The organism is Hymenobacter nivis (assembly GCF_006439025.1).
Classification (GTDB): domain Bacteria; phylum Bacteroidota; class Bacteroidia; order Cytophagales; family Hymenobacteraceae; genus Hymenobacter; species Hymenobacter nivis_A.
This window is the reverse complement of record NZ_RCYZ01000009.1, coordinates 214,651-233,740: the sequence shown is the minus strand read 5'-3', so window position 1 is coordinate 233,740 and position 19,090 is coordinate 214,651. Positions and strand designations below refer to the sequence as shown.

Genomic DNA, 19,090 nt, shown 5'->3' with positions numbered 1-19,090 from the left:
CTCCTTCAACTGAACGGAGCGCGTTTACCTTCCGACCGTTTTCTTGAATTAGAGAGTCTACTTAGGCAGCGAACTCCGAGAATCCCAAACTGAAGCGCAATCCCTGCGGACTGACCTCTTTGAATGCCTCCTTCAGGGCTTCCGAGACAAATATTGACTCTTCTCCGAAGCGGTACATGTCCAACCCACGGCCGCTGTAGGCTTCAATGGCATCGGTTTCAAGCGAGCGGTGGATGCGGACTTACCGTTTCAATGAACGCTGTATTATTCGTCTCCTGAATAGAGCCACATGACGGTCAGGGTATCGTGGGCAAAAATGAAACAGTGACTGGCATTTTGTTCACTGGGCACGACCTCGACAGTGTCGCACGGCGTGGACGGAGCCCCAACCAAGCGCAGAAAGGCGGCTTTGGACATGCCCACTTCCACGCCCGGGTACACCACGAGCGAGCGGTCCCGCACGGTTGCGGCTATCCAGTACGGCGTCGAATGGGTGGGATTTAATGGGGTGATGCCCCCAAATACCAGCTCGCTGTTGCCCGCGCGCAGGGTGTACACCGTATCGACCACGGCCAGGTCTTGCCGGTTCGGTTCCGTGATGTAGCGCAAGGCATAGCCACGGGGGGCGACGTGCCGCAAGCCAAAGCGGGCTATGCCCCGCGTATCGACTAAGTTGTTAGATAAGGCGTCGTTGACCACCGTTTGCTTACATCCGTTTCGGGGCACGGGCCGTGCGCTGGTTCGCTGCGCTTGGGAGCGTTCAGGTGCTTCCCGGCATGCTACGCACAGAAGTCCAACTACCGGAAGCAGACGCGGAATCCAAGACATAGAGACAAAGTAAGGCTCCGTTTAGCTTCCGGCCGTTTGGTTGGACCCAAACCATCGGAAGGGCATCAGTACATAAATGTGATCTTGCCCTGTTCGAATACGTGGCCGTTGGCGGCGTTAACTTTTAACCCAACACAGCCGTTGCAATCGTTCTGCACAAGCCAGTAGCAAGTTCTTGGGTTGGCAATAACCTCTTGATAATAAGCACTTGCTTGTTGCAATCTGGTCAAGGTGTCGGGCGTAAAGCCGCCCGCGTAGAAGCCAACCTTTGCGTCTTTTTGCTTAACGCCAGATCCCACGGCAACGCCAACCGCTTGCTTCGGGCCGATTTCCAAGTCTCCCGTAATGAACCGCTGATACGCAATTAATTCGGCTAATTGGCTTGGGTAGACCCGTCGGTCGGGGCCAATGGTGACCAGCAGCCGCACCAAGCTGTCCGCGCGGGCATGAGCGGCCGCAAATTGGTGCAACAAGACTTGGCTGGACGGCGCATTTAGCGGCTGTTTTAGATGCAGTTGCGGGGGCTGTCCAAAGTTACCTGTGGGGGTGTCGGTCGTGTGGGAACACCTTGTCAACCCGGCAGAACACACGATAAGGGCAAGCGCAAGGAACGGAGAATTATGCATTGCACACAACTTGATGGGTTCGCTAACTACCCGAAGTAAACGCAGCAAGGGCAGAGTATTGCCCCGTCCCAATAATACAAAACGCTCCTTTCACTGAACCGCACGGTTTACCTCGGTTTGCCTCATTATCGCTTTGCTATGCCGGAAAGCGGTAAAAGAAACTGGTTCAATTAACTAAGTACAGGAAACCGTACCTTAGGATGAGTTTCGTGTACCTCATTCCCTGTGCGATGAAGATTGGCTACGCCCGGGTCTCCACCCGTGACCAGAACCTGGAACTGCAGCTCGACGCCCTCACGCAAGCCGGCTGCGAAGTGATTTACCAAGAGAAGGCCTCCGGCGCGCTGGCCACGCGCGCCGAGCTGGAAAAGCTGCTGCTCACGTTGCGCAAAGGCGACACGCTTTGCATCTACAAACTCGACCGGCTCGGCCGCTCGCTCAAGCACCTGCTCGAGCTGGTGGCCGACCTGCAGGGCCGGGGCGTGGACCTGGTCTCGCTCACCGACGCCATCAGCACGGCCTCGGCCCAGGGCCGGCTGGTGCTGAACCTGTTCGCTTCCCTGGCCGAGTTCGAGCGCGAGCTCATCCGCGAGCGCACCTGCGCGGGCTTGGCCGCCGCCCGTGCCCGGGGGCGCATCGGCGGGCGCAAACCCGGCCTCTCGCCCGAAGCCGAGCGCACGGCCATCGTGGCGGCGACCCTCTACCAGGAGCAGCGGCTGAGCGTGCGCGACATTGCCGAGAGCCTGCGCATTTCCAAGGTTACGTTGTACAAGTACCTGCGCTTGCGGGGCGTCGCCGTGTACACCAGCCGCCCCCAAGCAAAAAAGCCAGCGCCCAGCCGAAAAGCTAAATAAGGAATTCAGTTCGGCGACGTTGGTCCGGTAACGCGCCCCACCCATCCCCGTTACTTCCGGCTATGCCCCAACCCTGCTGCGATGAATCCTTTTTGTGAACGCCTCGGCCTGTCGTACCCCATCATCCAGGCCCCGATGGCGGGCGTCTCGACGCCGGTCCTGGCCGTGGCCGTATCGGAGGCCGGAGCCCTGGGCTCGCTGGCCGCCGCCGCCGTGCCCCAGCCCGAGGTCCTCGCCCAACAACTCGCGGCGCTGGCGGCGGCGACGAGCCGGCCGATTAACGTCAACGTGTTCTGTCACCAGCCCAGCCCGGCGGACCCGATACGCGACGCACAGTGGCTGGGCTACCTAGCGCCCTTTTTTGCGGCGCTGCACAGCCCGCCCCCGGCACAGTTGTGGGAAGTCTACCCCAGCTTTCGAACGGATGCGGCGCTGCTGGGGGTGTTGGTACAGGCGCGGCCCCGCGTCATCAGCTTCCACTTTGGCTTGCCCACGGCGGCGCAACTGGCGGCCCTGCGTCCTACGGGCGCCCTGCTGCTGGCCTGTGTGACGTCCCCGGCCGAGGCGCAGGCCGCCGAAGCGGCTGGGGTGGACGTGCTGGTGGCGCAGGGCGTGGAAGCGGGCGGGCACCGGGGCACGTTTGACGCTGCCATTGAGCCCAATATCTCCACTCTGGACCTGACCCGGCAGGTGGTGCAGCAAACCCGCCTGCCCGTTATCGCGGCGGGCGGGCTCATGGACGGGGCCGATTTGGCGGCGGCGTTGCGCGCCGGGGCCGTGGCCGGGCAACTCGGCACGGCCTTCGCGGCCTGCCCCGAATCCGCCGCTTCCCCGGCGTACCGGGCGGCGCTGCTGCACCGACCGCCCCTGCCTACGGCCCTCACGGCCGTTATTTCCGGCCGGCCCGCCCGGGGCCTCGTGAACCGCTTTATGGCCGATGTTGACCAGTGGGGCCGGCCGCCGGTAGCGGCTTATTCGCGGGCCTATCAGGCGGGCAAGGCCTTGGTCGCCGCGGCCCAGCAGGCGGGCGAACCGGGCTTTGCCGTGCAATGGGCTGGGACGGGCGTGGGGCGCACGCGGGCCCTACCGGCGGCCGAGTTGGTGCGCACGCTGGCCGCGGAGCTACACCAGGCGCTGGCTTAAACGGCTTTTTTCTACCCCTACGCTAAGCCATGCCGAAGGCCAACGGGTGTGCCATCCGTAATCCCAAAGCTAATTTCAGTTCGATCCGCACGGGGGTTATTCTCCGCATAGGGTGCGGAGAATAACCCCCGTGCGGATCGAACAATGCGGCGCCGGAACGCCGCCCGTACCTTTGGGCTTCTACCTGGGTAAACCCCCCTTTGCCATGAAACTCCGCGAACGCTACCGTCAGTTGCAGGACCCCGCCGTGGTCAAGGCCATGGTCGTGCGCGCGGTCTACGCCTCGATGGCGTTGGAGGACCAGACCGTCTCGCTGGCGCGGCTGGAGGCGCTGTACGAGCAAACGGCCCCTACGCCCCCAGCGGGCGCAGCTGGGCGCTGATTAGCGCCTGCAGTGGCCCCAACGCGTGGGCATCGGCCTGCCGAATGGCGTGCAAGTACTGCGCGCGCCCCGCGCCGTTTTCGCGCTGATACAAGACCACGTCCTGGTAGCCGTAATTGTACGCCAGCAGGTTGGTGAACAAGCGCGCGGTCCGGCCGTTGCCGTTGGTGAAGGGGTGAATGGCCACGAGCCGGTGGTGCGCATAGGCCAGCAAAGCGGCCACGTCTGCTTCGGTGGACACGTCGGACAAGCGGGTTTGCCGGTGGCGCACCTCATCGATGAATTCGTAGAGCAGCTGCGGCACGCGGTTCGCCGGGGGCGGCAGGTACGCGCCCACGTTGGGCACCTGCGTGCGCCAGCGCCCGGCCCAGTCGTAGAGGTGGCCAAAGGCGCGCCGGTGCAGGTCCTGCAACAAGCCCACCGAGAGGTCGGCCGGGTAGTCGAAGTCTTCGAGCAGATAGCGTTCAACCCGGGCCACGCCCAGCGCTTCCTGTTCGTTTAATGCGGCTTTGTCGGTCAAGCCGAGTAAATTATCCTCCGGTGCGTCGGTGTAGTGCCCCATGCCGACAAAGGTAACCGGTCCGAATAAGCCAGATAACGCCTGTTCAGTTGAAGGAGGGTTATGTAGGCTGTGATGAACGTGCTAGACTTAGTATTAACAGGACCAAAACCGCTGCTACAAGGACCCATTGCAGCACCTGCAAGGCAAACGTAAACTCGTTGCTACGGATTTCCATTCCATTATACCCGTTTCGGATATAAAACACAAAAAAGCGTCCGTAAGCAAACGTCAGATACAATCCTACCACGATCTTTGCCCAGGTACGGCCTTGCTGGATGTAGTAAGCGGCCACTAGGAAAAAAGTCACTACGGTTGCCAACAGGAAATTGAAAAGCCCGTGCCCGGATTCATACATAAAGTAGGATCGGTCGTGAACGCTGCTCACGACCCCAACTGCTAGCAGCAAGACAAATAGCTTCGCTGCCCACCCGTCGTAGGACCCTCGCGCTGGGGATTTGACTGAATTCATAGAACCTAAAAAATTTAAAGCTACCCGACCTTCATCAATGAGCTATTTTCCGACAACGGGTTTCCGTCGTTGGGGAGGTTCAGTAAAAGGCCGTACAAGTGACCGCGCACCCCCAAGCGGAACGTTCACAGCACCTAAATCCCCCAACGCACGCTACCGCCCGGCCAGCGTGAACTCATCCCCGTCCTGCAAAGCCGGAAACTTCGCCCGGAAATCTTGCAACTCATTCCAAATCAACGTGCGCGTGGTGCAGCCCACGGCGTCGCTGGGTGCGGCCAGGTACTCGCCGCGCATGTTCAGCAGGGCCGAGTCGCCGGCGTAGGCGTGGCCGAGGCCGTCGGTGCCGATGCGGTTCACGCCGGCCACGTAGGCCACGTTTTCGATGGCGCGGGCTTGCAGCAGCACCTGCCAGGGGCCCCGGCGCACGGCGGGCCAATTGGCCACGTACAGCAGCAGGTCGTAGGGCGCAGCGGCGGGGTTGCGGCTCCACACGGGGAAGCGCAGGTCGTAGCAAATGAGCGGGCAGATGCGCCAGCCGCGCCATTCTTCCACCAGCGGGGCCCCCAGGCCGGCGGCGTAGGTACGGTGCTCGCCGGCGAAGGTGAACAGGTGGCGCTTGTCGTAGTGCGCTAGCGTACCGTCGGGCCGCACCCACAGCAAGCGGTTGTGGAAATGCTCGCCGTCGCGGATGATGACGCTGCCCGTGACCACGGCATCCAGGCGGGCGGCGGTGGCGCGCAGCCAGGCCACGGTGGGGCCCTGCATGGTTTCGGCCTGGCCGGCGGCGTCCATGCTGAAGCCGGTGGTGAACATTTCGGGCAGCACCACCAGGTCGGTGGGCGCGGGTAGGGGCCCCAGCAGCTCGTCAAACATCGCGCGGTTGGCGGCCGGGTCGTGCCAGTGCAAATCGGCCTGGACGAGGGTTACGGTGAGGTCGTTCGGCATGGGATGGGGCAGGGGGCGGATGGCGGGTGGGCAAAGAACGGGCCTGGTCCCCGGCCGAATCGCCCCGGCGTTGCAGCGGGCGGCCAACCACGCCAAGCCCCGGGGCCCCGGGTGCCCCCGGGCATCAGTTGAAAGACGCCCTAAACTCCAGCGGCGACAGCTTCGTTTTCGTCTTGAACAGCTTGCTGAAGGAGGGCAAGTGCTCGAAGCCCAGCGCGTAGGCAATTTCGCTCACCGTCAGGTTCGTGGTCGATAATTTCTCCTTGGCTTTGGCAATCAGCTGGGCGTGGATGTGCTGCTGGGTGTTTTGCCCGGTGAGGGTGCGCAGCAGGTTGCCCAGGTACTTGGGCGAGAGGTGCAGCTGCTCGGCCACGTACTGCACGCTGGGCAGGCCGCTTTCCGCCAGGTCGTTGCGGTTGAAGTAGGCGTGCAGCAAGGCTTCAACCTGCTCCAGCACCTGGTGGTTGGTTTTCTCCCGGGTGATGAACTGGCGCTGGTAAAACCGGTCGGCGTAGTGCAGCAAGTTCGCCACGTGCGAGACGATGATTTGCTTGCTGAACCGGTCGATGGTGGACTGGTACTCCTGCTCGATGGCCCCGATGATGGCCGTGACCGTGGCTTCTTCTTTGGCCGACAGAAACAAGCCTTCGTTGAGCGAATAATCCCAGAAATCGTACTGCTGGATGGTTTTGGCCAGCGGCGTATTCCACAGGAAATCGGGGTGGATGTAAATCACCCACCCCGATTTTTCCACCTCCGCAGCCTGGTCGGCCACCGCCATGCTGAACACCTGCTGGGGGGCCATGAAGGACATGATGCCCTCGTTGAAGTCGAACGGCTGCTGCCCGTATTTCACGCTCACGTTGCGCATCCGCTTCACGGAGATGGAGTAAAAATCGAAGACCATGCCCGTGGGCTCCGCGCCGTAGCGGTGCGGCACGGTGCCCACATCCACCACGCTGAAGAGCGGGTGCTGGGGCTTGGGCAGCTGCACAAAGTCGTGGAACTCGCTGATGGTGGTGAAGCGCCTCATGCCGGCTCGTCGTCTTTATGTATTTCCAGCACCAGCTTGCCCCGCACGTGCCAGGTCTGGCTTTCGCGGTGAGCGGCGGCCACCTCCGCCAGCGGATACACCTTGCTGACCAGTACTTTCACCCGGCCGGCGTCAATCAGCTGCGCAATTTCTTCCAGCCAGTCGCGCCGGGGCTCGTTGGCGGCCAGCGTGCCCGTGGCCTGCTGCCGGGCCAGGGCCCCCATCACGGCCTCGTCGAAGGGAAAATCGGTGTTGACGCTGACGAAGACGCCGCCCGCCTTTAGGGCCCCCACGGCCTGCGCCCGCGCGGCGTTGTCGCGCAGCGGCGAGGCTTCGAGCACCACGTCCACGCTGCCGGCCAGCGCCGCCCACGGCTGGTTCCGGTAGTCGAGGGCTTCGTCGGCCCCCAGCTGCCGGAGGTAGTCCAGGTTGCCGGCCGAGGCGGTGCCGATGACGTAGGCCCCCTTGGCCTTGGCAAACTGCACGGCGAAGCTGCCCACCCCGCCCGAAGCGCCCTGAATCAGCACGCGCTGGCCGGGCCGCAGCTGGCCGTGCCCGAAGAGGCCCGTCCAGGCCGTGAGGCCGGCCAGCGGCACGCCCGCCGCCTCCACGAAGCCGAGGCTGGCGGGCTTGCGGGCAAACTGGCTGGCCTTGGCCGCGCAGTACTCGGCGTAGCTGCCGTTGCCGGGGAAGTTGGGCACGCCGTACACGGCGTCGCCAACCTGGAAGCCGGTGGCCGCGCTGCCCAGCGCCTCCACGGTGCCGGCCGCGTCCCAGCCCAGCGTCATTGGCAAGGTCAGGTAGGCCCGCATCGGCTCGGGGCCCCCTTCCCGAATCACCCAGTCCACCGGGTTCACGCCGCTGGCGTGCACCCTGACGAGGATTTCATTGGCCGCCGGTACTGGGCGCGCAATGTCTTCTAGCTGCAACACGTCCGGGCCCCCAAAGGCGTGAATTCTTACGGCTTTCATAAGCGGTTATTTTCTGGTTAATGACCCTGCAAAGGTCACCGCGTGGCAAACCGCCGGCTTAACCGAAACGCCCTTTGTCTTAGCCAAAACGCCGAAGCGCCATGTACCGCCAAGCTGTGCTTGGCCTTGCCAATGCTGCCCTTGGGCAAGGCCAAGCACAGCTTGGCGGTACATGGCGCCGCGCCGGGCGCCGCCGGGGCCCCAAGGTATGGCCGGGCCGCAGGCTTTAAGGCCCCCAAGGCACCTAAAGCTGCCGACTCGAACAATTTTATTCGCTGGATTAATTCTAAATAAGGAATTCGTTGCGTTCCTTTGCATCAAATCTGGATTAATTCTAAAGAGCTACGTTTTGCAAAATCTTCGACTCCTGGGCTTGGCCACCGCGTTTGCCGGCTCCGCCTTCACCGCCCAGGCGCAGCAAGCGGCCGCCATCCGGGGCCGCGTTACCACGTCCGATGGCCAACCCGCCCAGGCCGTGACGGTGGGCTTGAAAGGCCGGGGCCAGGGGGCCATCACCAACGCCCAGGGCGAGTACGTGCTTGACCGCCTGCGGCCCGGCAACTACACGCTGGTCATTTCGGCGGTGGGGCTGAAGGCCGAAGAGAAAACCGTGAATTTAGGCCCCGGGGAGGCGTCGGTTTCCGCCGACTTTATGCTGGCCGAAAACGCCCAGCAGCTCCAGGAAGTGGTGGTGAGCGGCGGGCGCACCAACAAGTTCAGCCGCACCAACAGCGAGGACGTGGCCAAGATGCCGCTCAAAAACGTGGAGAACCCGCAGGTGTACAACACCGTGACCAAGGAGCTGCTCACCGAGCAGCTCGTATTCACGGCCGACGACGCCACCCGCAACGTGCCCGGCATCCAGCGCATGTGGGAATCGACGGGCCGCTCCGGCGACGGCGGCAGCTACTACACCATGCGCGGCTTCGTAACGCAGAGCCAGCTGCGCAACGGCCTGGTGGGCAACGTGGCCACCACCATCGACGCCGCCAACCTCGAGAAGCTCGAAGTCATCAAGGGGCCCTCGGGCACGCTCTACGGCAGCGCCCTCACCTCCTACGGCGGCTTGCTGAACCGCGTCACCAAAAAGGCCTACGACCACTTCGGGGGCGAGGTGAACTACTCGGCCGGCAGCTACAACTTCAACCGCGTGGCCGTGGACGTGAACACGCCGCTGAACCCGGCCAAAACCGTCTTGTTCCGCGTGAACGGGGCCTGGAACTACGAGGGTAGCTTCCAGGACGTGGGCTTCAGCCGCACCTACGCGCTGGCCCCCACCCTCACCATCCGGCCCACCGAGAAGCTGAGCATCACGCTCGACGGCGAGTTTCAGCGCAACACGGCCACCGGGCGCACCTTCTTCTTCCCCAACTCGGCCGTCAGCCAACTGGGCTTCGACCGCGCCGACCAGGCCCCCATCGACTACCGCAAGGCCTACAGCGGGCCGGGGCTGTGGACGGCCAGCCGGGCCACCAATCTGTTTGGGCAGGTGAACTACCAGATTTCGCCCACCCTGCGCTCGTCCACCAACTTCGCCTCCAGCAGCAGCCACTCCGACGGCTTTGGGCCCTACATCGGCATTGTGGGCAACGGCAAGGGCATCGGCCAGGATTCGCTTCTCCAGTCAGATCAGTCGACCCGCGACAGCCGCGCCCACCTGGTGCAGGTGCAGCAGCTCTTCAACGGCGACTTCCAGCTCGGCCGCCTGCGCAACCGCGTGGTGCTGGGCTTCGATTTCCTGCACGTGCGCAACGACCAGTTCTTCTTCGGCAGCACCTACGCCAAGGTGCCCATCAACTCGCCCACCTACGACTACGGCACCTTCAACGGGGCCAACATGACCCAGCTCTACGCCGCCGGCCCTCCCGGCTACACGTACCCGGCTTTTAACGAAACGAATACCTACAGCGCCTTCCTCTCGGACGTGCTGAACCTGACCGACCGCCTCAGCGTGCTGGCTGCCGTGCGCGTGGACCGCTTCGCCAATAAGGGCGCCGACGGGGCCAACGCCGGCTACAACCAAACGGCGGCCTCGCCCAAGTTCGGGGCCGTGTACCAGCTGGTGCCGTCGCAGCTCTCGGTGTTCGCCAACTACCAGAATTCCTTCGCCAACCGCGGCACCTACTTCGGCTACGACGCCGCCACCGATGCCCTGACTTCGCCCATCACGGCCAAGCTGGAGCACGCCAACCAGGTGGAGGCCGGCGTGAAGTTTGACCGCCTGGGCGGCCGCTTCTCGGCCACGCTGAGCGTGTACGACATCCGGGTGCAGAACGTGCTGCGCACCGACTCCAACCCGCGCGGCGCCGCCCTGTTTGCCCAGGTGCAAAGCGGCGAGCAGGTGAGCCGCGGCGTGGAGGCCGACGTGGTCATCAACCCCTTGCCGGGCCTCAACGTGGTGGCTGGCTTTGCTTACAACCACGCCGAACTCACCAACGACGTGCCCGCCACCGAGGGCCGCCGCCCCGGCACCGCCGGCTCGCCCGTGCTGGCCAACCTGTGGCTGAGCTACCGCCTGCCCAACGGCCCGCTCAAGGGCCTGGGCCTGGGCGCCGGCGGCAACTACGCCAGCGACAACATGGTGGTGAACGACGCCAACGCCGGCCAGTTCACGCTGCCCAGCTACGTGGTGCTGAACGCCAGCGCCTTCTACGACCAGCCCCGCTACCGCCTCTCCGTGAAGATGGACAACCTCACCGACCAGCACTACTGGATCGGCTACGGCTCGATGAACCCGCAGAAGCTGCGCAGCATCATCGGCCAGGTAGCGTTCAAGTTCTAATAGCAATTGTAGTTTGGACGCTGCGAGTCCGAGCGTGAGCACAGCGAGCATCCCGCGTCTGCAAATCGCTTGGTTGACGAATAGTTGTTTAATACCCGCGCAGCCGTAACTGCTCGCTGCGCTCACGCTCGGACTCGCAGAGTCCAAGCTACCTCACCAAAACCTCCTCGCCATGACCCTTAAGCAAGCCATTGGTAAACTGCACTTGTGGCTGGGCCTCGGCTCGGGGCTGGTCGTTTTCGTGGTGAGTTTGACGGGGGCTATTTTCACGTTTCAGGACGAAATCCGGGACGCCGTTGAGCCCTGGCGGCTGGTGGCGGCGCCGGCCCACGGGGCCCCGCTGCCGCCCTCGCGCCTGCACGCGGCCACCGTGGCGCAGCACCCCGGCGCCACGCCGCTGTACACCACCTACTACGGGCCGGGCCGCTCGACCACGGTGTATTTCTCCGACCCGGCCGGGGGTAGCTACATGGCCTCGCTGAACCCCTACACCGGCCAGTTGCTGCACGAGCAGAACCTGCGCACCGACTTCTTCAGCATCGTGCAGGCCCTGCACATGTACCTACTGCTGCCGATAGCCGTGGGCGAGTGGATTGTGGGTGTGGCCGTCGCCATTTTCCTGGTCATGCTGGTTACCGGCCTGGTGCTGTGGTGGCCCAAGCGCCGGCAGGAGCGCAAGCAGCGCCTCACCATCAAGTGGGGCAGCAAGTGGCGCCGCCTGAACTACGACCTGCACCAGGTGCTGGGCTTCTACGTGGCGGCGGGCGCGTTCGTCATCGCCCTCAGCGGGCTGTTCATGAGCTTCGGCTCGTGGCTGCAAGCGGCCAGCACCCTGGCCAACGCCGGCCACCACTACCCCCAGGAAGAAACCCCGCCCCGCGTGGACACGCTGGCCGCCGCCCTGGCCCCCGCCCAGCCGCTGGTGGACGTGGCCTACGCCCAAGTGCGCCGCCAGTCGCCCACCGCCGACATGGTGATGGTTGGGCCGGCTAACGACCCCAAGCAGCCCTTGTACTGCCTCACCTACCAAAAGGCGCTGCACTACTACCACCGCGATGAGTACTACTTCCACCCCGTGTCGGGCCAGCTGCTGGGGGCCCTGCCCCACGCTACCAAAAGCCCCGGCAAGAAGCTCGGCGACCTGAACTACGACCTGCACACCGGCCAAATCCTGGGCCTGGGCGGCAAAATCGTCGCCTTCCTCATCAGCCTAATTTCGGCCAGCTTGCCCGTCACCGGCACGCTGCTGTGGTGGGGCCGCCGCCACAAGGCCAAAAAGCCCGCGCCACTCCGCGCGGCGGTGGTGCGGGGGTAGCGCCCGTGGGGGACGAGGTTACGCCTCGCCCTACAAGGCCCCTAGTTGGGCGCTTGGCGCAGCCGCTCGGCGGCGGCTTCTAGCGTGGGGGCCTCTTTGGCAAAGCAGAAGCGCACCAGGCCCGGGTCGTAGCCGTCGTGGTAAAACGCGGATACCGGCACCACGGCCACGCCCCAGCGCCGGGCCAGCTCCTCGGCAAACTCCACATCCGGGGCCCCGGAAAACGCTTCGTAGCCCGCCAGCTGGAAGTAGCCGCCCGGCACGGCCAGTAGCTCCCAACCAGTGTCGGCCAGCAAGCCCCGGAACAGGTCGCGCTTGGCTTGGTAGAAGTCGGCCAGGCCGCGGGCGTGGGCGTCGGTGGCGTCGGCCTCCAGGGCGTCGGCCAGGGCGAGCTGGGTGGGCGTGCTCACGCTGAACGTGACGAACTGGTGCACCCGGCGCAGCTCGCGCGTGAGGGCCGGCGGGGCCACGCAGTAGCCCACCTTCCAGCCCGTGGCGTGGTAGGTTTTGCCAAACGAGGAGAGCACGAAGCTGCGCCCGCGCAGGCCCGGGTGCTGCCGCGCGCTGCGCGCCGGGGCCCCATCAAACACCAGGTGCTCATATACTTCGTCGCTGAGCACCAGCGCGTCGGTGCCGTCCACGAGGTCGGCCAGCGCGTCCCAGTCCTCGGCCGAAAACACGGCCCCGCTGGGGTTGTGCGGCGAGTTCACGAGCACCAGCCGGGTGCGGGCCGAAAAGGCCGCCCGCACCGCGTCCCAATCGGGCCGGAAGCTGGGGGCGGGCAGGCGCACGTAGCGCGGCACGCCGCCCTGCAGCCGGATGGCGGGCCCGTACAAATCGTAGGCCGGCTCGAACACCAGCACCTCGTCGCCGGGCCGCACCACGGCCGCCAGCACCGCGTACAGCGCCTCCGTGGCGCCGGCCGTCACGGTAATTTCCGCGTCGGGGTCGGGCGCCAGGGCCCCCGGGCGCAGGCGGCCCACCTGCGCGGCAATGGCGGCCCGCAGCCGCGGCAGTCCCGGCATGGCCGCGTACTGGTGGCCGTCGGGCGAGAGGGCGTGGCGGGCCAGGGCCTCGCGCAAAGCCTGCGGCGGGGCGTAGTCGGGAAAGCCTTGGGCCAGGTTGAGGGCCCCGGTTTCCTGGGCCAGCAGGGTCATGCGGGTGAAGACGCTGGTGCCCACGTCGGGCAGTTTGGAGGCAAGCATGGGGGTGGGCGGATGGGTAGCGGCGGGAAATTGGGAACGGTTGGGGCCCCAAAAAGTCATTAGCCGCTAGAGTTGTTCCCAAAAGAAGAACCGCACGAAAAAGAACGCCGCGCTTCATGGCGCGCGGCACCGTGGCCTTGCGGGGCTCCAACTGCTGCCGGCGCCTTAGTCCCCAGGGCCCTAAACGCCGCTGCTCTTAAGTTAAAAGCCATCAACCAAAAGCTAGGGGCCTGCTACAAATACAGCGTGAACGTGGTGCCGGCGTCCACCACGCTGGCTACTTCGAGGCGGCCGCCGTGGCTTTCCACGATGCGGTTGACGAGGTAGAGGCCCATGCCCGTGCCGTCGATGTGGGCGTGGAAGCGGGCAAACTGCTGGAAGAGCTGGGGCCCAAACCGGTCGAGGTCGATGCCCAGGCCATTGTCCTGCACCGTGAGCACGGGGCGGCCGGTTTTGGCGTCAGGCACGGCACTTATTGAAATGCGGGGCGGGCGGCCGGGGGCGGCGTACTTCAGGGCGTTGCCGAGCAGGTTGGAGAGCAGGCTCTGCAAGTGGGAGCGCACGTAAAGCACCGAAGGGCACCGGGTTACGTCAACGCTAATGTCGGCCCGCAGGCGGAGGGCCTGGGCCTGCACGCCGTGCACAATGGCGTGCACCAGCGGGGCCAGGGCCACGGCCTCGGGCGGGGCGGGCTGCGGGCGCTGGAGCTGCACCACGGCCGTGAGGTCGTCGATGGTGCCGTAAATCTGGGTTAGGGCCCGCTCGAAGTAGGCCACCAGCTGCACGGCCTCGGGGTCGCGGAAATAAGCCGTGCGGGTGAGCTCCTCAAAGATGCCGGCCATGTTGTTGATGGGCTGCTTGAGGTCGTGGCTGGCGGCGTACACGAAGTTGTCGAAGTCCTGGTTAGCGCGGGTCAGGCGCTGGTTTTGCTCCTCCAGCAGGCCCTGGGTGCGCACGGCGTCGTCCACGTCGGTGCTGGTGCCGTACCAGCGCACAAACTGGCCCCGGCTGTCGTAGAGGGGCTCGCCGCGGTGCACAAACCAGCGGTACTCGCCGGTGCTGGCCTCGCGCAGGCGGGTGTGCAGCTCGAAGGCGCGGCCGCTGGCCCAGTGGGCGGCCAGGGCCTGCAGGGCCACGGGGCGGTCTTCGGGGGGCAGCAGCTGGCCCCAGCCCTCCTGGGCCTGGTCGAGGGCCAAGCCGGTGTAGGCCACCCAGTGCTGGTTGACGAAGGTGAGGCGGCCGTCGGCGGTGGCGGCCCACACCAAGTGCGGCAGGTGCTCGACGAGGAAGCGGAACTCCTGCTCGCGGCGCACCAGCTGGCGCGTCAGGGTGCGCAGGGGGTGAATGTCGGTGTTGGTGCCGTACCAGCGCAGCACGCGGCCCTGGGCGTCGCGGGCGGCCTCGGCTTGGGCCAGCACCCAGCGGTAGGCCCCGTCGTGGCGCAGCAGGCGCACCTCCACCTCAAACGGGGTGCCCTGGGCCACGGCCTGCCGCCAGCGGGCCTGCGCCGCTTCCTGGTCGTCGGGGTGCACGGCGCGCCGCCAGTCGGTGGGGCCCCCGTTGCCCACGTCTTCGCCCAAAAACTCGGCCGTGCGCTCGTTGAAAAATTCCAGGCGGCCGTCGGCCATGGCCGTCCACATCTGCTGGGGTAGGTGCTCGGCAAAAATGCGCAAGCGGGCCTGGCTTTGCAGCGAGTGGGGGTCGGCGGGCTGGAGCGCATCGGTCACGTCGAGCAGGCCCAGCAGCAGGCCCGGGGGCGAGCGGCGGTAGGCCGGAATGGCCCGGAGCGTGGCCTGCCAGTAGCGGGCCCCGGGGGCGGCGCGCTGGGGGGCGGGCGTGAGCACCTCGGCCTGGCCCGTGGCCAGGGCCCGGGCCAGGGCGGAGGGCCAGTCGGCGGCGGGGGGCAGCAGGGCCTCGGCGGCCGCGCAGGCGTGCAGCAGCTCGGCCAGGGGGCGGCCCGGCAGGCGGGTGCCCGCCGGGCCGGGCAGCAGGGCCAGCAGGGCGTCGTTCAGCACCAGCACCTGGCCGCTGGGGCCCAGCAGCGCGTGGGGCGTGGGCAGGGCGGCAAAAACCAGCTGGAAATCGAACCCAGGAGCGGGCGCAGGGGCAGGGGGCATGCGGCGGGCAGAATGAAGGGCGGGGCCCAAAGGTAACCGCCGGCCGCAAAGCCTCACGCCAGAGTGCAAAAAAAAGCCCCTGGCCGTGGGGCCAGAGGCTTTTTGCTTCGCGGCGGGGCCGGGGCCCAACAGCCCAAGCTTCAGCTTATTGCCCGCCTCCGGCACGAAGCGCCGAGGGAAGGGTATTAAAAGTTAAAAATCTAATTGCCTAGCTTGGGCGGGGCGGGGCACCCGCCGGCCGGCCGGGGGCCCTACAGCACCGGCTTGAGCAAGTTGGGGAACAGCTTCTGAACGTGCTCCACCTTGTGGGCCGACACGTTTTCGATGTAGGGGTTGTCGGGGTGCAGGCGGTAGTAGCCCTGGTGGTAGCCCTCGGCGGGCCAAAACTGCTGGAGCGGCACCACCTGGGTCACGATTTTGCCGTCGTACTCCTTCGAGCCGTTCACCTTGGCGATGGTCGTTTCGAGCACTTTCTTCTCGGCCGGGGTGCGGTAAAACACGGCCGAGCGGTACTCGGGGCCCGTGTCGGGGCCCTGGCGGTTGAGCTGCGTGGGGTCGTGCGAGGCAGTGAAGAACACGTCGGCCAGCTGCTGGTAGCTGATCTGCTTGGGGTCGTAGTAAATGTCGACGGCCTCGGTGTGGCCCGTTTCCTGGCCCGCCACCTGCTCGTAGGTGGGGTGGGCCACGGTGCCGCCGGTGTAGCCGCTCACCACCTGCTTCACGCCCTTGAGCTGCTCAAAGGCTTCCTCCTGCGCCCAGAAGCAGCCCCCGGCGAAGGTGGCCTGCGCCAGCCCGGCGGCGTTGGCCGGGGCGAAGCCGGCGGTGGAGCGCGTGGGGGTGCCGGGCTTGGCCTGCGCCTGGGCCTGGGGCGAGCCGCAGGCGGTGGCGCCGGCCAGCAAGGCCAGGCCAGCGGCGAGTTGCAATAGGTTTTTCATGGAGATAATCGAAGTGAAAGCTGAAGTACGCAACGGCGGGCCCCGCCGGATGGGAGAGGGGCCCGGCCCGGTAGACGGCCCCGCGCGGCGAACCTTACAGGGCCCCTGGTGCGGGTGCTCATCTTTAACAAAAAGCTGGCCGAATAGGCTCCCGCAGCGCGGTAATTTGCAGGGGGTGAGCGCCGGGCGGGGCGGGGCCCCACAAACCATGCAGTGGCTGTTCGTATCTAGCGTTACCTTTTGGCCCGGGGCCCCGCCCCGGCTTCCTTTCCTTCCACCTTACCGCCTCCCGCCATGCCCACGCCCTACCCGGTGCCGCATCGTTTTCGTTGGTACGCCCTGGCCGGCCTGGGTTTGCTGGGCCTGGGCACGGCCGCCCTGCGCCCCGCCGCTGGGGGCCCCGACGAGGTAGTTCGCCGCCTGGTGCAGGGCGTGCAGCTGTACTACGCCGCCGCCCGGCCCGAAAAAGCCTACCTGCACCTCGACCAGGACGGCTACGCCGCCGGCGAAACCGTGTGGTACGGGGCCTACCTCGTGGACGGCGAGCAGCACCGGCCCGACTCGCTGAGCCAGGTGCTGCACGTCGAGCTGGTATCGGCCCAGCGCCGGGTGGTGCTGCGCCAGGCCCTGCACCTGGCCGGCGGCCGCGCCCCTGGGGCCCTGGCCCTGCCCGATACGCTGGCCCCCGGCACCTACCAGCTGCGCGCCTACACCGACTGGATGCGCAACGCCGGCCCCGATTACTTCTACCAGCGCCGCCTGCACGTGTGGCCCGCCGCCAGCCCCGCCGCCGAGGGCCCCGGGGCCCCCGACGCCCGGGCCGACGAGCGCGCCACGGCCGCGGCCGCCCGCACCGAGGCCCGCCGCCTGGGGGCCCCGCCCGATGTGCAGTTCTTCCCCGAGGGCGGCAGCCTGGTGGCGGGCCTGGAGAGCACCATAGCCTTCAAGGCCGTAGACTACGCCGGGCGCGGCCTGGAGGTGACGGGCCAGGTGCTCGACGCCCAGGACCAGCCCGTGGCCACGTTCCGCAGCGCGCACCTGGGCATGGGCACTTTCCAACTGACGCCGCAGCCCGGCCAGCGCTACCGCGCCGTGGTGGCCCCGCCCGAAGGCAAGCCGCTGGTGGTGCCGCTGCCCGCGGCCCGTGCCAGCGGCTACGCCTTACGCGTGACGCCCGAGCCCAACGCCTACCGCGTGAGCATCCGGCAGCGCGGGGCCCCCGGCGGGCAGGTGCTGCTGCTGGGCCAGGTGCGGGGCGCCATTGGCTACCTCGGGCAGGGCACCGTGGCGGGCCAAGACGAGTTCATGGTGCGCATTCCGCGGGCCAAGTTTGCGGCCGGCATCGTGCACTTCACGGTGTTTGACGGCGCGGGCGTGCCCCAGGCCGAGCGCCTGGCCTTCGCCCCCGAGGCCGCCCCGCTGCGCGTGGCCCTGGCCCCCGACCGCCCCGCCTACGGCCCCCGCGAGGCGGTGCGCCTGCGCGTGGCCGTGACCGACGCCGCCGGCCAGCCGGTGGGCGCCACCCACCTGTCGGTGGCCGTGGCCGATGCCGCCGGGGCCCCCACTGCCGCCGAAACCATTGCCACGAGCCTGCTGCTGACCTCCGACCTGGTGGGCTACGTGGAAGACCCGGGTTATTATTTTGAAAACCCCACCGCCGCCACCGCCGGGGCCCTCGACGCCCTGCTGCTGACGCAGGGCTGGCGCCGCTTTGCCTGGCAGGACGTGCTGGCCGGCCAGGCGCCGCCGCGCCCGTTCGGGGCCGCGCAGTCGCTGGGCCTGCGGGGGCAAGTGCTTACGCCCGGCGGCAAGCCCGTACCCAACGCCCGGCTGGTGCTGTTGCGCGGCCAGCCCCGCCGCCTGGTGCTGCCCGCCACCACCGACGACCAGGGCCGCTTCCTGTTTAATGGCCTGGGCGGCTGCGCCGATACCGCCCGCTTCACGCTGCAAGCCCGCACCGCCCGCGGCGGCGCCAACGTGGTGCTGCGCCTCGACGCCGGCCCGCCCGTGGCCGCCGGGGCCCTGCCACCGCTGCCCCGCCTGCCCACGCCCGCCGAGGCCGGGGCCCTGCGCGGCGCCCAGGCCCAGGTGGCGGCCGACCGCCGCTTCCGCCGCGACACGGCCAAAACGATTTTGCTGGGCAACGTGAGCGTGCGGGGTAGAAAAGCGGTGGTGATGGACAGCCGCCGCATCTACAACCCGCTCAATGCCACCGTGCTGCGGCTCGACGACCCCGCTTTCATGGCCGTGTCCAACCTGACGCTGTTCCAGGTGCTCCAGGGCCGGATTCCGGGCGTGAACGTGACCGGGGCCGAGCCCAACATGGTGGTCCAAATCCGGGGGCCCTCGTCCATTCAGGGCAGCAACCGGCCGCTGTTTGTGCTCGACGGCCTGCCCGTGGACCAGGACGTGCTGTCCTTTTTTCCGGCCCGCGACGTGGAAACCATCGAGGTGCTGAAGGGGGCCGAAGCCGCGATTTACGGAACGCGGGGGGCCGGGGGCGTCATCGCCGTGTACACCCGCCGCGGGGCCCCTAGCTACCAGCCGTCCATGGAGCTGGCGCCGGGCATCCTGGCCGTGTACTCGAACGGCTACGCCTGCCCGCGGCAGTTCTACCAGCCCCGCTACGACCGGCCCCAGCCCGCTGCCGCGCCCGCCGACCCGCGCCGCCGCACCCTGTACTGGAACCCCGACGTGCGCACCAACGCCGCCGGCGAGGCCGAACTCACTTTCTACACCGCCGACGCGGCCGGGCGCTTCCAGCTCGTGGCGCAGGGCGTGTCGGTGGGCGGGCAGCCGGTGCTGGGCCGCGGGGCCCTGCAAGTGGCCCCGCGGCCGTAGGGCGCCCGGGGCCCTACGGCCCCACGGAGGAGCCTATTTGGTGTAGCTTTGAGGTCCTGTTGCGTACGGCCAATTCCGGCTG

General features: G+C 66.8%; 15 protein-coding genes. 6 read left to right on the top strand and 9 right to left on the bottom strand.

Annotation, left to right across the window (positions count from 1 at the left end; translation table 11 throughout):
* Positions 1–264 precede the first annotated feature (264 nt).
* Positions 265–609 (bottom strand): hypothetical protein, encoded by a 345-nt coding sequence (locus EAH73_RS19850; protein ID WP_140469168.1) that lies wholly within the window; start codon positions 607–609, stop codon positions 265–267.
* Between the two features lie 284 nt (positions 610–893).
* Positions 894–1,301 carry a hypothetical protein gene (locus EAH73_RS19845; protein ID WP_161599618.1) on the bottom strand — a complete coding sequence of 136 codons (408 nt, stop codon included), beginning with the start codon at positions 1,299–1,301 and terminating at the stop codon, positions 894–896.
* Positions 1,302–1,684: 383 nt separating this feature from the next.
* Here EAH73_RS19845 and EAH73_RS19840 point away from each other — a divergent pair, with 383 nt between their 5' ends.
* From EAH73_RS19840 to EAH73_RS23215, 3 genes are all read left to right on the top strand, one after another.
* Entirely contained in the window at positions 1,685–2,308 is a 624-nt protein-coding gene (locus EAH73_RS19840; RefSeq protein WP_140469166.1) for a recombinase family protein, read from the top strand.
* 81 nt (positions 2,309–2,389) lie between these two features.
* Positions 2,390–3,451, top strand: coding sequence for an NAD(P)H-dependent flavin oxidoreductase (locus EAH73_RS19835; RefSeq protein ID WP_140469165.1), 1,062 nt, complete (start codon positions 2,390–2,392; stop codon positions 3,449–3,451).
* 205 nt (positions 3,452–3,656) lie between these two features.
* Positions 3,657–3,833 (top strand): hypothetical protein, encoded by a 177-nt coding sequence (locus tag EAH73_RS23215; protein ID WP_161599617.1) that lies wholly within the window; start codon positions 3,657–3,659, stop codon positions 3,831–3,833.
* On the opposite strand, the gene EAH73_RS19830 is transcribed toward EAH73_RS23215, so the two are convergent.
* From EAH73_RS19830 to EAH73_RS19815, 4 genes are all read right to left on the bottom strand, one after another.
* Complete coding sequence (locus tag EAH73_RS19830) at positions 3,802–4,395, bottom strand: Fic/DOC family protein (protein ID WP_140469164.1); 594 nt, start codon at positions 4,393–4,395, stop codon at positions 3,802–3,804. The genes EAH73_RS23215 and EAH73_RS19830 overlap by 32 nt on opposite strands.
* A gap of 622 nt (positions 4,396–5,017) precedes the next feature.
* The gene (locus tag EAH73_RS19825) at positions 5,018–5,809 is read right to left on the bottom strand and encodes an amidohydrolase (protein ID WP_140469163.1); all 792 of its coding nucleotides are present in this window, start codon (positions 5,807–5,809) and stop codon (positions 5,018–5,020) included.
* Between the two features lie 124 nt (positions 5,810–5,933).
* A complete protein-coding gene (locus EAH73_RS19820) occupies positions 5,934–6,842 on the bottom strand; it encodes a helix-turn-helix domain-containing protein (protein WP_140469162.1) in 909 nt (302 codons plus the stop codon).
* Positions 6,839–7,813, bottom strand: coding sequence for an NADP-dependent oxidoreductase (locus tag EAH73_RS19815; RefSeq protein ID WP_140469161.1), 975 nt, complete (start codon positions 7,811–7,813; stop codon positions 6,839–6,841). The genes EAH73_RS19820 and EAH73_RS19815 overlap by 4 nt, the downstream gene beginning before the upstream one ends.
* A 349-nt stretch (positions 7,814–8,162) precedes the next feature.
* On the opposite strand from EAH73_RS19815, the gene EAH73_RS19810 reads away from it, so the two are divergent.
* Together EAH73_RS19810 and EAH73_RS19805 are read left to right on the top strand one after the other, a co-directional pair.
* On the top strand, positions 8,163–10,595 hold the full coding sequence (locus EAH73_RS19810; protein WP_240047347.1) for a TonB-dependent receptor: 2,433 nt from the start codon (positions 8,163–8,165) through the stop codon (positions 10,593–10,595).
* Positions 10,596–10,767: 172 nt separating this feature from the next.
* Complete coding sequence (locus EAH73_RS19805; RefSeq protein ID WP_140469159.1) at positions 10,768–11,910, top strand: PepSY-associated TM helix domain-containing protein; 1,143 nt, start codon at positions 10,768–10,770, stop codon at positions 11,908–11,910.
* Between the two features lie 41 nt (positions 11,911–11,951).
* On the opposite strand, the gene EAH73_RS19800 is transcribed toward EAH73_RS19805, so the two are convergent.
* From EAH73_RS19800 to msrA, 3 genes are all read right to left on the bottom strand, one after another.
* The gene (locus tag EAH73_RS19800; RefSeq protein ID WP_140469158.1) at positions 11,952–13,115 is read right to left on the bottom strand and encodes a methionine aminotransferase; all 1,164 of its coding nucleotides are present in this window, start codon (positions 13,113–13,115) and stop codon (positions 11,952–11,954) included.
* A 233-nt stretch (positions 13,116–13,348) separates the two neighbouring features.
* A complete protein-coding gene (locus tag EAH73_RS19795) occupies positions 13,349–15,232 on the bottom strand; it encodes a sensor histidine kinase (protein WP_140469157.1) in 1,884 nt (627 codons plus the stop codon).
* Between the two features lie 251 nt (positions 15,233–15,483).
* Positions 15,484–16,167, bottom strand: coding sequence for a peptide-methionine (S)-S-oxide reductase MsrA (msrA, locus tag EAH73_RS19790; protein ID WP_140469156.1), 684 nt, complete (start codon positions 16,165–16,167; stop codon positions 15,484–15,486).
* A 294-nt stretch (positions 16,168–16,461) separates the two neighbouring features.
* On the opposite strand from msrA, the gene EAH73_RS19785 reads away from it, so the two are divergent.
* Entirely contained in the window at positions 16,462–19,008 is a 2,547-nt protein-coding gene (locus EAH73_RS19785) for a TonB-dependent receptor plug domain-containing protein (protein ID WP_140469155.1), read from the top strand.
* The last annotated feature ends 82 nt before the right edge of the window (positions 19,009–19,090 follow it).